The following is a 14,570-nucleotide window of genomic DNA, read 5'->3' as shown; positions in this document are numbered from 1 at the left end:
AATTGATATGAATCGGGGGAGAAACTCCCCCTTATCAGCTATGCTTCAGCAGCTTAGGAACCCTGACTGATAATATTATTGACTTCCTTCTCTACCTTGTTCAGCGTCTCCTTGATGTCTGCTCCGTTCATCAGAATCTCCTGCAGGCCCCGTGCCAGTGCAGAGTTAATATCTGCGGCGCTTGGGACGCCGACCATATAATCGGTAGCCTTGTCGAGACTCTGCGAGGAAGCCACCTTCGCTTCAGCTTCGAGTGAACCGTCAGAGTCGGTGAAGAACGGATCTTGAATCGACGCCTTGCTTGACGGCAGTGTGTTGGCGACCTTGGAGAAGGCTGTCTGGTTCTCGGCGTTCGTAATGAAGGCGGCGAATTCGACAGCCTGCTGCGGGTTCTTCGACTTTTGCGGCACCACCAGGTTCATGGAGTTGGAGAGACGCAGATTCGCTTTGCCTGTCGGCAGCGGGACAGCGATGGTGTTCTTGTAGACATCCGGCGCGGAGGTCTTAATGAAGTTAATGAACGTCGGGCCGGATAGCTGGAAGGCCACCTGCTCACCGGAGAAATACTGGATTTGCTTGCTGAAGTCCGCATCCTCCTTGAGTACCACGCCTTCCTTCATCAGATCGCGCATCTGGGTGATCATGGCCTCGGCTTCCGGCGTATTGAAGGCTGCAGCCGTCTTGTCCTCGTTCAGAATCGGGATGCCGTCAATCGGGAAGAGCTTGGAGACCAGCTGCTGCGCATATCCCGCAGCCCCGGTCTTCTCATGAACCTGGCGGGCCCACTCCACCAGCTCCTCACGGGTCTGCGGCGGACTGGCAGGGTCGAGGCCGGCCTTCTCTACCAGCTTTTTGTTCATGAACAGCACCTCTGTGCCTGTGTACCAGGGAAGCGCGTAAGCTTGGCCGCCCAATACCGTAGAATTATAAATCCCCTCGAAATAACTCTTTGCCTGCTCATCCGTCAGGTACTCGTTCAGATTCAGCAGCGCTCCCTTACTGCCTAACTGGCTGGCGAATTCGGTGTTCAGATTCACGACATCGGGACTCTTGCCGCTCGCTGTACTAGTCAACAGCCGCTGCGAGATTGCATCATAGGGATAGTCCTTCCACTCCACCGTCACCCCGGGGTGACTGCTCTCATACTGGGTGATCAGATTATTGAAGTAATCATTGAACGTAGGCTGAAGTGCAATCGTCCAGAATTCAAGCTTCAGCGGCTCTGCCGCAGCCGTAGCTTCAGCGTCCGTGCCGGGTGCTCTGGTGCTTCCGGCATCCGGTGTCCCCTTGGTATTGCCATTTCCTCCGCAAGCCGCAAGCAGCATAGACATGGTCAGCAGCAGCGATACTGTGAAGCCCTTTCTGTTAGTTCCCACACCACATTCCCCCTCAGATTAAGTGTAAGGCGAGCACCCTTTCCGCGTCAGGATTCCTGACTTATTGCTCCCTCTTGGCATAGAGTATAGCAGAATTTGGATTATAATAAAGTATTTTTCCTAAAATAAAATATAAAAAGAAATAATTTTTCTTTTTTGTATTCAAAAAAGCCTCCGCCTGCACCGGAAGCATCTTCCCGGCAAGCGGAGGCTGTAGTTAGAATAGAATATCCCCGTCATTAGTCAGCTCCGGCCTCAGCCAGCCATTGCTTGAGCGTATCGAGATCGCCGATCTCTCCGACCACGACTCTGCTTATCTTACCCGTCTTATTGATGATATAAGTTGACGGCAGTGCATTGACGCGATATGAAGCAGATATCCTACCGGTAACATCGATAATTACGGGAAAAGAGAATTGATGCTCCGCCATATACTCCGATACCGTCCCCTTGGATTCCCCTGCGTTCACGAACAAGGTCTCGACTGGAAGCTCTGCGGATTCGCTAAGTACATTCAACAACGGCATTTCCCGCATACAGGGCTTGCACCAGGTAGCCCAGAAGTTAAGCAGCACGACCCGGCCCTTGTATTCGCTGAGACTCACCTTCTCTCCCTGCAAGGTCACCGCTTCGAACACTGGAGCCGAAGCGCCTGCGGTTATTCTCCCTGACGGAGGCTGTTTGGATTGATGAAGGTACACCCAGATTCCGGCAGTAGAGGCAGCGGCAATAATCAGCAGAGTAACGATCCGGCGCAGCTTCATCCCAGTCCCAGACTGTGGTGAAAGGCGGCGTACAGCGAACCGAACTCTGCCCGGATCTCTGCCGTAGTCCCTGACCCCACATGCTTGCCCTGATTCAAGAAGACAATCTGATCGGCTACCCGATCCGCAATCTCCAGTTGATGGGTGGAAAAGAGGACGGTATGCCCCTCTTCCCGGATGTCCTGCAGCAGCTTCACGAATTCGTTCATCCAGAACGGGTCCAGCCCGTTAGTCGGCTCATCCATAATCAGGAGCGGCGGCTTCGCCAGCAGCGCTTGCGCGAACAGCACACGCTGGCGCATCCCCTTGGAGAAGGTGGTCACCAGGCTGTTGCGCTTATCCGCCAGTCCGACTAGAGCCAGCACCTCCTCTACCCGCTCTTTGCGTCTGGGAATCCGGCGCAGCGCCGCCCAGAAATTCAGCAACTCTTCCGCAGACAGCCCATGGCTGAATTGATAGTCATCCGGCATATAGCCGATTTGCATGGAAAAGCGCTTGCGGGATTGCTTCCACTTCAGCTCGTTCACCGTAATTTGTCCTGAAGTCGGCTGCACTATCCCGGCTACCATCCGCAGCACCGTGCTTTTGCCGGCTCCATTCCCTCCGCACAGGGCAAGTATGCTGCCGCCGGGAACCTGGAAGCTGATCTCTTCGACCAGTGTTTGCCGCCCTATGACCTTGGTAATCTCTTTCACCTGCACCAACTGGTTATCCACGGGAACGCCCCCTCTCCCAAATCCAATATACCGCTAAGATGGACAGCAGCACCCAGGCCGCGCAGACCCCGAGGAACAGCAGGCTGCCGCCTGGACGGCTAATCCATTCCACCCACTGATAATATTCCGGTCCCAGGACCGACCCTCCGCCCAGCTTCACCACCACGAACAGGCGCACCAGCTCAGCCGGATTCAGAATCGTCAGCACAATTAGCGCAGGCTTGATCCAGAGATACGGGAGCAGCCCGAGACCTGCGATCAGGAATGTCGGCCAGCCGATTACGGCGAAGAACCAGACCGCTACCGAGATCGTCAAGGCCTGCCAGCGGTTGCGGGATAACGAGCCGATGAAGAGGGCAAGCGTCAGGAACAGCAAGACCAGACCTGCCGAGAAGGCCAGGAACAGGAAGTAAGTCTCCGCCGCAAAAGCCATCCCGAGCAGGCCGCTGACCAGCCCCATCAGCCCGTAGCCAAACGCAACAATCGTCAGCAGGACTGCGGCCAATCCGGTATATTTTCCCAAAACAAAGGATAAGGTTCCAATGGGATAGGTGGATAAGAGCTGCCAGCTTCCGTCTTCCCGTTCTGAGGTCAGTGAGAAGGAGCCCAGAAATAACGTCATCAGCGGCAAAAGATACAGAATCAGGCTCAGCATGGAGCCCGTAACCGCAGTATAGCCTTCGACTACGTTATTCGCATGGATCAGCAGCAGCCCGAGACTGAAGGTGCAGAATAAGACCAGGAAAGAATAGGCCCACGGGTTGCGGAAGCCCATCTTAAGCTCTCTGCGGGCAATATGCAGGATGTCAGCCATACTCACATATCCATCTCTTCGGAATGCGTGCCTTCCTCTGAGCTATGCTCCTCCATATGACCTTCCCCGCTCTGCATGCCCATGTTCATCATATCCTTGTTCTGCTTCCATTCATGGGAGGCCAGCTCTCCGGCGGTCAGCACAGTGCCTACCCCCTGCTCCTTCACGAACGCTTCTGCTGCCGACTTGTCCTTGAAGCTGATCACTCCATAAGCCATCGGCGTACGCAGAGAAACGTCATATACATAGCTCGCCTTGCTGAATTCAACCCAGCTCTTGTCATTATAGTCGCGGACATAATCCATTCCGATCTGCTCCGTGCCGTTGCTCTTCTTCCACTCATTCATGCAGCCGATATCATCGAACTTGTAATTCTTGCCGTCCTTGGTCGTTAGCTGAGTGGCGAAGGCATCATCTTTCACCTGCATATTGCAGACCACACAGATGTCGACGTCTTCATTGATCGCTACCGGCTCATACTTCTTCTGCCCGCAGGCCGCGAGGATCAACAGACTCATTGCTATCATCAAGACCAGACTCCATCGTTTCATAATCGCAGTACCCCCAAGTATATTATTGTAATGACGGACAGGAACAGCAGCAGCCAGCCCGCAACCATGACCGTGCCTTGTCCGCCTGCCGCCTGATCCGTGCTAACCGTACCTGCTGCAAGCTGCATGAGCGGCGCTGCATCCGTGGACCATTGTGCCGAATCACCGGTGTACATATCGCTCAGGAAGGTCATTCCCGGTGACTGGAAAAACAGCTGATACGCTGCATTCCCCGCAACCAATTGCTGATAGAAGGGGTTAATCGCATACTTCAGGTCGCTGACCCCATCCCCCGTGAGATCCAGTCCGCCAAAGGCATCCCAGTAATTCCCGTTCATGTGATTATCCCTGCTGCCTGTGGCCTGGGCCTCAATGACGTTCGCTACAAACCCGTTACGCTCGAAGCGATTGCCCTCGGCATTCTCGAACTGTACACCGATATAGTTGCGGAGTACCAGGTTCTGCTGCAGCTTGTTATCCGAGGACTGCTGCATGTAAATCCCTACCCGGTTGCCTTCCACCCGGTTGTTCATAATCGCTGAATTCCGCACATCGTAGAGCAGAATCCCCTGTGAATGCACATTCCGGCTCTGCTTGCGGAAGGAGTTCCCGGACACCACCACATCCGTAACACCCATCACCATCGCGCCGGTTATGTTATATTCCCCGGTGTTGTTAGTGATCTTCGAGCCATTGATATACATGCAGTGGACCCCGTACCGCAGATAAGCAAGCTTGTTCTGATCCACCACCGTATTGCGGCTGTTCTCCAGATAGATGCCATCCCGCAGATAAGCGATGTCGTTGCCCCGGATCACAGCGCCGTGAGAGTTATAGAGATCGATCCCGTTGCCTCTCGTCCCCGGTGCTTCTCCTTTGGGGATGAACCAGCTTATTGTGTTATCCGAGATCACCCCGCCATCGGCTTCACGCAGCAGTATTCCGTACCCTGCCGAATGAATTACCAGTCCCTTCAAGGTGACCCTATCCGCTTCAACGCGTACAGCCGCTGCTTCCCCGTCATTATTCTGCTGAATCTTCAGGTTCTCAAGCCTTACACCGTCTGCAAGGATCTGCACCGCTGCCTGCTCGTCCTTAGCCGTATGCAGTAGAATCGCCTTGCCGTTACCGTTAATCGTTACTCGCTTATCCAGCCGGACCGGACCGGAATAGGTTCCCGGAGCCAGGGTGATGAGATCTCCCTCACGGGCTGAATCAATGATGGGCTGGAGTGGAAGAGCTCCGCTGTTGGTGTCTGCGCTTACAATGCGGCTATGATTGAAGGAGAAGAAGAACAGACCAGCAATCATCAAGACAAGAACCCTGAAGCCGATGGAGCAGTCGTACCTTTTCTGTACAAGCATTGTTCACCCCCATTGTAGGATGGTTTCTTGTGCAAACCCGCATTAAGTGTAAATAAAAGGAATTAAAGTGCCTATAGCCCGAACTGGCTATACCGGCTGGAGTCTGTGACCATTCTGTGATTTATATCATATCCTCTCTGCTATGAACATTCGAAAAAGACACTCTTTAATTAAAGAGTGCCCATTTCCAGCTAATATAGAAGCTTTTACATGCTGCAAGACTAATCTTTTATGGGGGTGGACGGATGAAGCTGCTGAATGAACAATATTCCGTCATATTGTTCGCGCGGAATCATTTTCTCGTCCAGGACTCCCCATGCCTTCGCTGTACGCGGGGTGTACATCCATTCCGTGGACGCGCTTAACGTGGTGTCTCTTAAGTTGATAAACTGCGCAGCGCCTTCGCCTGCACCTATAATCTCTTCAAGACTTCCCTTGTCATGCGGCGTAACCTGCTCCACCTTACCGTTGTTCTTATGCGCACTGCCTTCATAAGCATACAATCCGATCACATAGCCTTCCTTCTTCAAGGGCCAAGGCAGCATTTCCCCCATTGTAGGATAGGGTGTCTGATCATAACCGAAGCCATTGTGCTCGGTAATCATCGTAGAATTGTTTTTACGGATATGGTAGTTGTGTCCCCACAGAATGAGCTTCTCGCCCGGATACACTGTGTTAGCAAGCCATGCTACATTCCCAGCCATTACGCGGTCCCGCTCATAGCTCCCCTGCTTCACCTGATTCTCCTGATCTACCCCCGCCAGCAGTTTAACAATATGAGGATGGTAATACTCCAACATATCTATCCGGTTCTGAAGCACACGCTCAAGGATCTGAACCAGCTTGGGCTGATTAGGATGTACTGTGCTTAATGCTGCTGCATGATCCTTCACGAAGGCCTGGAAAATCATATATTTGCGCTTGATTGCCTCCTTCTGGGCGGCATATTCTCCGATATCATCAATCATATTAAGCTTCAAATACCATTCTTCCGTCTGGGCAAAGGCTTGGGCTTTGGCAACATCCACCCCGGCGAACCATTGTGTAACCAATGTAATAAAAGAATCGGTAACGGCTTGGGAGTCAAATCCGGTCAGTATGAGCGGATGATCTGTACGGCTCTGCTCCGCTATGTACTCGAACAGCGGCAGATTCTCTTCCACCTGCCATACGCCGTATACGGAATTCTCCATCAGCTGTTGCGGCTGTAGCTCATTAACCTGTGTATACGCTGCGGTTGCATCCGCCAGATTGGACTCGAAGGCGATGACGTTATAGTCCAGCTTTTCATGCAGATACTTAATTAGTCTTACCTTCACCGAATTATATTCGGCTGCCCCATGCGAGGCCTCGCCCAAGCTCACGATCCGTTGATCCGCCAGAATCGGCTGAAGAAACGCCAGGTCGGAATAGGTGTCGCCCTGCTCAGGCTTAATGGTTGTAATGGTGTTCGCAGTGGCCCGGATGCTATCCTTCCAGGCGGCCTCTGCGGACAACATGCTCGTAACGTCAGTTGCCGGCACTCCTTCTGCATGTACAGCTTCCCTAACGGTCATTAGAGTGACACTGCATAATACGGCTGACAATACGGCTTTGCGAAGCAATGGATTCATAATGATAACCCTCCCCTTGTATATGACATCAGCTTAACAAGGGAAGGTTAAAACGAGCGTGGTGTCCTGTTTAAAATTAGGTTAAAGCCAGCTTTCTTATTGCCCAATCGCTTTGAACGACTCGGTCTGGCGGGTAATTCCCTGCTCCGCGGCGAAGCGCTCAATGCTTGATGCGCCGAAGAATCCGTGGATGCCCTTCGTGCGCTGAATGACATAAGCCGCATCCTCCGGCTCGGCAATCGGGCCGCCGTGGCAGATAATCATAATCTCCGGGTTGACCGCCCGTCCGGCTTCGATAATCTCTTCAATACGCTCTACACAATCGTCCAGCGTCAGCGCGGTAACTGCGCCGATGGTGCCCTTGGTGGTGAGGCCCATGTGGGCAACCAGAATATCTGCGCCTGCTTCTGCCATGGCCCGCGCTTGTTCAGGATCAAATACATACGGGGTAGTCAGCATATCCAGCTCATGGGCGATACGGATCATTTCGACCTCCAGGCCGTAGCCCATCCCGGTCTCCTCCAGATTCTGCCGGAATACGCCATCGATCAGACCCACGGTAGGGAAATTCTGCACACCGCTGAAGCCCTGCTCCTTCAACTGCTTCAGGAAGACCTCCATCACCCGGAATGGGTCGGTGCCGCATACTCCTGCCAGAACGGGCGTATCCTTGACGACAGGTAACACCTCCGAGCCCATCTCCACCACAATCTGATTGGCGTCGCCATACGACAGTAAGCCTGCCAGTGAACCGCGTCCTGCCATTCTGTAACGGCCGGAATTATACACAATCAGCATATCCGCTCCGCCTGCCTCACTGCTCTTGGCAGTAATCCCCGTACCTGCCCCGACACCAAGAAGAATCTTCCCCTCCTTCACCTCTTGCTTGAATCTATCCATAATCTCAGCTCTGGTCTGTTTATTCATTAGTAGCTCCTCCTTAATGTGTTGGTTCAGGCCTTCGCGGCCTGCATGAGATCAATCAGCTTCCGGGCTGCGGCCTCAGCAAAGGCAGGATCATTAATCGCCAGGTCCATTTCGATCAGTTCAACCCTTGAGCGGTCCACCTGCTGGCGCAGCGTATCGAACAGCATCCGGTCCTCTTCAGGGCCATAGAAGGGCTGCCCCTCCACATCAATGGCTGAAATGCCGCCAAGCGGCAGCATAAGCACCGTGTTATCCGTCGCCATATTAAGCTTCTCGGCCAGCTTCCTGCCGATCCGTTCATTCTCCTCCACAGTCGTCCGCATCAGCGTAACGGTCGGGTTATGATGATAGAAATTGCGATCCTTGAACTTCTCCGGTACGGTATCCGCCGGGCCGAAGTTGCACATATCCAGGGCGCCCACCGAGACGACCTGCGGTATACGGTTGCGGCCTGCCGCCTCCAGGCGGTGCGGCCCTGCATTCAAGACGCCGCCGATCAGCTCATCCGACCATTCGGTGGTGGTTAAGTCCAGTACCCCTTCAATGAAGCCCGCTTCGATCAGCGCCTCCATCGATTGTCCGCCGATTCCGGTTGCATGGAATACCAGCACCTCGTAGCCGCGATCCTCCAGGTATTTGCGCGCTTCGGTCACACACGGCGTAGTCACTCCGAACATGGTGGCTGCTACGAGCGGCTTTTTCTCCGGTTCATGAGCCGCTTCGAACGTGAGCATGCCCGCGATTGCAAACATCGCGTTGCTGAATATTCTCGTCGAGATCGAATTAAGGCCTGATACATCCACGACAGACGGTATCATCATAATATCGCTGGTCCCGACATACGGGGCGGTATTTCCGGAGGCTACCGTCGACACCAGTACCTTCGGTACACCGATCGGCAAGGCTCTCATCGCAGGGGCAACCAGTGAAGTTCCGCCGGTGCCCCCGAAGGAAATGATGCCGTCGAATTTGCCCTCCTGATATAACCGGGGAACGAGCTGCTCCAGTCCTTTGGACAACACTTCTGTAGCTAATGCCCGGTCCTTCTTCGCAGCAAGCTCGTCCAGCTCCATCCCTGCGGCGGAAGCGACCTCCCGGTTAGACACCTCAGGAAGGAAGGCTGGCTCGAATACACCAGTATGGATCATCAGGGCTCTGAGGCCAAGCTCCTCTGCAAGCTTCTTGATGTACAGGTACTCTTCACCCTTCGTATCAAACGTTCCAGCTATAGCGATCGTCTTCATTCTGCTGCCTCCTCGTATACGAATCATAGATTCATCATACCGGGCATGTTTATGAATGAAAACGCTTTTATGTTCTATGTTTTTGTGTTTAGGTTAGATTTGTACTGCTTGGGCGAGCAGCCCGTCAGCTTCTTGAACATTCTGCTGAACTGGGCATAGTCGGGGTAGCCGACCATTGCGGACACCTCGGATAATTGCAGGTGCGGGGCCTGGAGCAGTATAGCAGCCTTTTGCATACGGAAGCCGACCAGATAGCTCTGGAAGCTGCAGCCCATTTCCTTTTTAAATAAGCTGCTCAAATAACTGCGCGACACATGTGCCACCTTGGCCAGATCCGCGAACACCACTTCCTCGCTGTAATTCTGGGCGACATATTCTTTGACGAATTCTACGTAATCATAATGCCGGGTGATGCCGCTGAGCATTTTAACCATGAGATCATCCTCATCCAGCTTCCCCAGGCGCTTGAAATCGCGGGTAATGGCCGTAATCGACTGCTCGGAGGGAATCCGTTCAAAGGCAGAGCCGCCAATGTAGCCCATAATCTGCGTGTTGCTGCTGTACATGTACTGGACATCTACCGGAGTCTTGACCGGACCGCCGTAGATCATCTTAATGACTTCAGGCTTAACCTCCCCGCAGGCAGTGAGAATGCGCAGGGCTTTCGCCTTGGCAGCTTCCAGGGAGACCACTTTTCGCGCCCCCAGCAATCCGCCTACGGTCAGGCCAAGATGCACACAGATTACATCTGCCCCCGCTTCGGCCATCTGGACGCCTTGGGCTTCGTCGAAGACGAAAGCCACCGTGAACAGCTCCTGCTGATGAGCCAGACGTATAGCCTCAACCTCCCTCTCATAGCTGATGCCGTCCTCCTCCAGTGCCTCTCTGAACACCCCGTCGATCAGACCGACCGTTGGATAATTATTCACTCCCGCGAAGCCTCTGGCCTTGATCTCATCTATGTATAGAGACATTTCTCTCGTTGGATCATTTGCATTCAGCCCGAACAGCACCGGAGTGTCCCTCACCAGCGGCACAATCTCCTTCGAGGCAAAATCCATCACCATCTCATTGCTGTTGCAGAAGGGCAGGAACCCCGCCAGCGAGCTTCTCCCCATCTGCCGGAACTTGCCGGAGTTCAGCATTAGAATGAAGTCTGCTCCGCTGTCAGCGGCAACCTTGGCTGTAATTCCCGTACCTGTCGAGACGCCGATAATATGGTTGCCTTCGCGCAGCTCTGACTGAAGCCGCTCCAGTATGGCTGTTCTGTTCAAGCTCTATCTCCTCATCTCTCTAGCAGAATTCCCAGCAGAATATATGTAATCATGATCCCGCCGGCTGCATAATCCAACGGTGTATATTTTAGCACCCGATAGGAAGTCCGACCCTTCCCGTTGCCGTAAGCCCTTGCCTCAATCGTCATAGCCAGCTGCTCCGCCCGGGCAAGGGTGGTTGCGTGCAGCGGAATCACTAGTTGGATGTAAGCCTGTATCCGGTTAAGGCCTTTGGTATCCTTGATATCATACCCTCTGGCCTGTTGCGCCACAAGAATACGGTCCAGCTCCTGGGTAATGGTGGGGATAAAACGAATAGCCAGCATGACCGTCAAAGCCAGCGCCTCTACCGGAACGCCCAGCCGGGTTAACGGCTTGCACAGCTGTTCCAGACCTTTGGCCAGATCGAGCGGCTTCGTCGTTAATGTCAGGATAAGAGCAAGCGAGACCAGCAGCAGAATCCGCCAGAGTGCGAACAGCTCTTTCCCGATCCCTTCCTGGTTGAACAGGAGATGATAGACCATTGGCAGCAGCAGGATGAGCAGAATCGGCCGCAAAGCCCGTAAGAGTAATCGAAGCGAAATTCTGGACAAGAGGAGCTGTCCTCCCGCCAGAACTGAAGCCGCAATGTATCCGGTAATCGCCTGGAGATGCATACTGCCAATTGTGAAGGCTACAAGAATGAGCAGCTTCGTTCGCGGATCAAGCCGGTGAATGACAGAGTCTGAGGAGACATATTGCCCGAGTACAATTTTATCCGTCATCGCTCAGAGACCTTGTGCCTGCCATATCCCACTCACCATTCGAAAAATCTCTGCTTCCCTACAGCTTGCAGGCTGGGGCTTCGCTCCAGAACATTCTTCGATGATTCTCAAGAGCTGAATCGGCTCCGGCACAGGCAGACCGGCTTGTTCCATACGCTCCGCATGCTCCAGGAACAGTTCGTTTACCTCCCAATGTCCTAACAAGCGGCCCTGCCCCATAATCATCACCTCATCCGAGTATTCGGCAACATCCTCCAGCTGATGCGACAGGAACAGGACGGTCCGCTTGTGCTCTTCCTGCCAGCTTTTTAGCCGCCTGAGCAAGTCGTTCTTGTTCGCGGGATCAAGCCCTGCGGCCGGTTCATCCAGAATAAGCAGCTCCGGCCTGGCGATCAGCACAGAAGCAATAGCCACCAGCCGCTTAATCCCTCCGCTGAGCTGTAAAGGATGCTGCGGAAGCAGTGCTGCGGGTAAGCCCATCTGTTCCATAATCTGACGGATCGCCTGCTCCACGTTCGCCCCGGATTCCCCCTTCATTCTGAGCGCAAAAGCCAGCTCCTGATTCACCGTTGCCGCAAAGAGCTGCTGCTCCGGATACTGAAAGACATAACCGATATGCGGCACAGCCTTCGGCCTGCCTTGCTGATCCTTTGGCAACGGCTGCCCGCGATAGGTATATTCGCCTTTACTGATCGGCAGCAGACCCTTGAATACCTTGGCGAGGGTGGATTTACCGGCCCCGGACTGGCCGGTCACCGAAATCCATTTCCCCTCCTGGAGCGTGCAGCTTACGGATTCAAGAATATCCTTCCCGTTCATCTTCACATTTACATCCTGCAATGCGTAGACCATATGCTTCTGATCGTCTCCTTCCATTCTGCGTGTTGCGGGGCGTCCAGCCCGAGGGCCTGAAATAATCTGACGGTAAAAGGAGGCGCAAGCTGCTGCTCCGTCATGCTTACACTGCTGAACAATCCAGAGGGCGTCCCGTCAAAAGCCAGCTCTCCCTGGCTAAGCAGCAGCACGCGGTCAGAAGGCAGAATCTCATCCATATGATGGGTAATATGGATGATCGTCAGCCCTTGCCGGTGAAGCGTGTGCATCACCTGAAGAAGGTCCTGCCTGCCCTGCGGATCAAGCATCGAGGTGGCTTCATCCAGGATGAGGATGGAGGGCTCCATAGCCAACACGGCTGCTACTGCAACCCGCTGCTTCTGACCGCCCGACAGCTGATATGGAGCAGCGTCCATATAGTCCTCCATATGAACGGCTTGCAGTGCACGGGTTACCCTGCCGAACATTTCGATTCTTGGGACGCGCAGATTCTCCAGCCCGAAGACCACCTCATCCAACACGGAAGCCGTAATGAACTGATCGTCAGGATTCTGGAAGACCAGTCCGGCCCGCTCGCGGATGCTCACAAGATCCTGGCGGTTCAAGGTACTCAGCGCTCCCATCCGCACCTCTCCTGCGTTTGGCAGCAGCAATCCGTTCATCAGTTTGGCGATCGTGGATTTACCGCTGCCGTTCGCGCCGGTTATAGTAACGAACTCGCCTTGGCGTATATCAAAGCTGAGCTGACGCAGAACCGGCTGCCCTCTCCGGTACGCAAAGTCTACCTGGTCAAAAACGAGCATGGGTGATACTCCTTTCTGCACGGCCTTCTTCATGTCAACTCCTCTGCCGCGCGGTTCTTCATGAGCTGGCGGGCGATTTTGCCGGAACCGGTGTAGCTGAATTCCTCTACGCTAATCAGCTGCTTCGGCAGCTTATAGCTAGCCAGATAGGGGCGGCAATAAGTTCTTATCTCATCGAGTGTAAGCCGTTCCTGCCCCTGCCACTGTATCATTAACGTTACCTGCTCCCCCCAGCGTTCATCCGCTATGCCGAACACCATCGCCTCCCTGATATTCGGATGGCGAAGCAGCACCGCTTCCACTTCTTCCGGGAACACCTTGAGTCCCCCGCTCTTGATCATGCTGCCCGCGCGTCCGGCCAGGCGTAGATGCATCTGCCGGTCCTGATACACGTAATCCCCTGTGCGCAGCCAGCCGTCCCGGAATACCCGCGCCGTCTCTTCCGGCAGGAGATGATACCCGGAGAAGATCATATCGCTGCGGATGTACAGCTCCCCCGCCGTGCCTGGAGGAACCTCGCGGAATTGTTCATCACAGATCATTAGCTCTACACCGCTGAACGGCTGGCCCAGAGAGTCCTGCGGCTCCGCTCCGGTAAGCTCCAGATAGCTGATGTAGCTGGCTTCAGATGAGCCGTAATATTCATAGAGCCTAACTCCTTTGAACTTCTCGCGGCACTTAAATATAGAAGACACAGGCCATTTGCCGCCGGAGCTAATCAAGGACTGGATGGATATTATGGCGTTACTTGATTCTGTTTGGCGCAATAACGCCTCAGTCATAGCAGGCACAACGAACAGAATCATATCCGGTACGCGGGAGCACAGGGTGAGTACGCGCTCTGCATCGAATTCCGGAAGGAGATGGAATGTGGCTCTGCTGTACAGGGATTGCAGCAGGGCGAACAGCGACAGCGAATGAACGAACGGCCCGGGCGCAAGCACATGCTGCATCCGGTTCAGGCTGAACGCCTTATCTGTAGCCTCCAAGCTGCTTAACCACGACAGATGGGTTCGCATATACCCCTTCGGGATACCTGTGGTGCCTGAGGTATACCCAATGAACAGCAGTTCAGGGTTATCTGCTGCTTCAGCCACCGGATCGAAGCCAGCCACCCAAGCCTCATAGCTGCCGGAGACCTGTTCCCTGCTGAAATATAGCTGGGGAATTCTACTGTAACGACCAGTCAGATCAGCTGCGAAGCCTGCCTCACTGACAAGCAGCCCGGGAGCGCATTGCCGGATAACCTGCTCTATCGCTGCTGGAGACCATTTCGGGTCCAGCAGCACGGGAATGCTGCCTGCGTAGATAGCACCAAGAACAAATTCGGCGAATTCCATGCGGTTACCAGACAGAAGCGCAATGGTCTGATTCGAGTGTCCGCCCTGCCGCAGACCGCTGGCAATCTGCTGAACCCGCTTTGTAAGCTGCTCATAGGTACGTTCATCGTGTCCATCTGAAATTGCAATGCGGTGAGGGACGAGTGCGGCACGTTCCAGAATGTGTTCTGCCAGATTCATCGGGAT

General features: G+C 54.0%; 14 protein-coding genes. All 14 read right to left on the bottom strand.

The window, feature by feature from the left end:
- Window positions 1–53 precede the first annotated feature (53 nt).
- The 14 genes from NYE24_RS03630 to NYE24_RS03565 all read right to left on the bottom strand — a co-directional run bounded on the left by NYE24_RS03630 (window position 54) and on the right by NYE24_RS03565 (window position 14,564).
- Window positions 54–1,376 (bottom strand): sugar ABC transporter substrate-binding protein, encoded by a 1,323-nt coding sequence (locus NYE24_RS03630; protein ID WP_342478062.1) that lies wholly within the window; start codon window positions 1,374–1,376, stop codon window positions 54–56.
- Window positions 1,377–1,615: 239 nt separating this feature from the next.
- A complete protein-coding gene (locus NYE24_RS03625; protein WP_342478061.1) occupies window positions 1,616–2,140 on the bottom strand; it encodes a redoxin domain-containing protein in 525 nt (174 codons plus the stop codon).
- Entirely contained in the window at window positions 2,137–2,856 is a 720-nt protein-coding gene (locus NYE24_RS03620) for an ABC transporter ATP-binding protein (protein WP_342478060.1), read from the bottom strand. The genes NYE24_RS03625 and NYE24_RS03620 overlap by 4 nt, the downstream gene beginning before the upstream one ends.
- Window positions 2,849–3,670 carry an ABC transporter permease gene (locus tag NYE24_RS03615; protein WP_036690722.1) on the bottom strand — a complete coding sequence of 274 codons (822 nt, stop codon included), beginning with the start codon at window positions 3,668–3,670 and terminating at the stop codon, window positions 2,849–2,851. The genes NYE24_RS03620 and NYE24_RS03615 overlap by 8 nt, the downstream gene beginning before the upstream one ends.
- 2 nt (window positions 3,671–3,672) lie before the next feature.
- The gene (locus NYE24_RS03610; protein ID WP_342478059.1) at window positions 3,673–4,221 is read right to left on the bottom strand and encodes a nitrous oxide reductase accessory protein NosL; all 549 of its coding nucleotides are present in this window, start codon (window positions 4,219–4,221) and stop codon (window positions 3,673–3,675) included.
- Window positions 4,218–5,585 (bottom strand): NosD domain-containing protein, encoded by a 1,368-nt coding sequence (locus NYE24_RS03605; RefSeq protein ID WP_342478058.1) that lies wholly within the window; start codon window positions 5,583–5,585, stop codon window positions 4,218–4,220. The genes NYE24_RS03610 and NYE24_RS03605 overlap by 4 nt, the downstream gene beginning before the upstream one ends.
- Before the next feature lie 221 nt (window positions 5,586–5,806).
- The gene (locus NYE24_RS03600; protein ID WP_342478057.1) at window positions 5,807–7,198 is read right to left on the bottom strand and encodes an erythromycin esterase family protein; all 1,392 of its coding nucleotides are present in this window, start codon (window positions 7,196–7,198) and stop codon (window positions 5,807–5,809) included.
- A gap of 96 nt (window positions 7,199–7,294) precedes the next feature.
- Window positions 7,295–8,125, bottom strand: coding sequence for a phosphoenolpyruvate hydrolase family protein (locus NYE24_RS03595; RefSeq protein WP_342478056.1), 831 nt, complete (start codon window positions 8,123–8,125; stop codon window positions 7,295–7,297).
- Window positions 8,126–8,151: 26 nt separating this feature from the next.
- The gene (locus NYE24_RS03590) at window positions 8,152–9,369 is read right to left on the bottom strand and encodes a Tm-1-like ATP-binding domain-containing protein (RefSeq protein WP_342478055.1); all 1,218 of its coding nucleotides are present in this window, start codon (window positions 9,367–9,369) and stop codon (window positions 8,152–8,154) included.
- A gap of 74 nt (window positions 9,370–9,443) precedes the next feature.
- Window positions 9,444–10,643 (bottom strand): phosphoenolpyruvate hydrolase family protein, encoded by a 1,200-nt coding sequence (locus NYE24_RS03585; protein WP_036690713.1) that lies wholly within the window; start codon window positions 10,641–10,643, stop codon window positions 9,444–9,446.
- 11 nt (window positions 10,644–10,654) lie between these two features.
- The gene (locus tag NYE24_RS03580) at window positions 10,655–11,407 is read right to left on the bottom strand and encodes an energy-coupling factor transporter transmembrane protein EcfT (RefSeq protein ID WP_341025295.1); all 753 of its coding nucleotides are present in this window, start codon (window positions 11,405–11,407) and stop codon (window positions 10,655–10,657) included.
- Between the two features lie 3 nt (window positions 11,408–11,410).
- Window positions 11,411–12,226: an ATP-binding cassette domain-containing protein gene (locus NYE24_RS03575; protein WP_342478053.1), complete on the bottom strand. Its 816-nt coding sequence runs from the start codon at window positions 12,224–12,226 to the stop codon at window positions 11,411–11,413.
- 8 nt (window positions 12,227–12,234) lie between these two features.
- Complete coding sequence (locus tag NYE24_RS03570; RefSeq protein ID WP_342478052.1) at window positions 12,235–13,044, bottom strand: ATP-binding cassette domain-containing protein; 810 nt, start codon at window positions 13,042–13,044, stop codon at window positions 12,235–12,237.
- Between the two features lie 29 nt (window positions 13,045–13,073).
- Window positions 13,074–14,564, bottom strand: coding sequence for an AMP-binding protein (locus tag NYE24_RS03565; protein ID WP_342478051.1), 1,491 nt, complete (start codon window positions 14,562–14,564; stop codon window positions 13,074–13,076).
- Window positions 14,565–14,570: the final 6 nt, after the last annotated feature.

It is taken from the genome of Paenibacillus sp. FSL H7-0350 (assembly GCF_038593195.1).
Taxonomy (GTDB): Bacteria; Bacillota; Bacilli; order Paenibacillales; family Paenibacillaceae; genus Paenibacillus_AQ.
This window is presented reverse-complemented; position numbering and strand designations above follow the sequence as displayed.

Coding starts and splice junctions, on each gene's coding strand:
- NYE24_RS03625 (WP_342478061.1), bottom strand. CDS start 2,140: ATGAAGCTGCGCCGGATCGTTACTCTGCTGATTATTGCCGCTGCCTCT.
- NYE24_RS03615 (WP_036690722.1), bottom strand. CDS start 3,670: ATGGCTGACATCCTGCATATTGCCCGCAGAGAGCTTAAGATGGGCTTC.
- NYE24_RS03610 (WP_342478059.1), bottom strand. CDS start 4,221: ATGAAACGATGGAGTCTGGTCTTGATGATAGCAATGAGTCTGTTGATC.
- NYE24_RS03605 (WP_342478058.1), bottom strand. CDS start 5,585: ATGCTTGTACAGAAAAGGTACGACTGCTCCATCGGCTTCAGGGTTCTT.
- NYE24_RS03600 (WP_342478057.1), bottom strand. CDS start 7,198: ATGAATCCATTGCTTCGCAAAGCCGTATTGTCAGCCGTATTATGCAGT.
- NYE24_RS03595 (WP_342478056.1), bottom strand. CDS start 8,125: ATGAATAAACAGACCAGAGCTGAGATTATGGATAGATTCAAGCAAGAG.
- NYE24_RS03590 (WP_342478055.1), bottom strand. CDS start 9,369: ATGAAGACGATCGCTATAGCTGGAACGTTTGATACGAAGGGTGAAGAG.
- NYE24_RS03580 (WP_341025295.1), bottom strand. CDS start 11,407: ATGACGGATAAAATTGTACTCGGGCAATATGTCTCCTCAGACTCTGTC.
- NYE24_RS03575 (WP_342478053.1), bottom strand. CDS start 12,226: ATGAACGGGAAGGATATTCTTGAATCCGTAAGCTGCACGCTCCAGGAG.
- NYE24_RS03570 (WP_342478052.1), bottom strand. CDS start 13,044: ATGCTCGTTTTTGACCAGGTAGACTTTGCGTACCGGAGAGGGCAGCCG.
- NYE24_RS03565 (WP_342478051.1), bottom strand. CDS start 14,564: ATGAATCTGGCAGAACACATTCTGGAACGTGCCGCACTCGTCCCTCAC.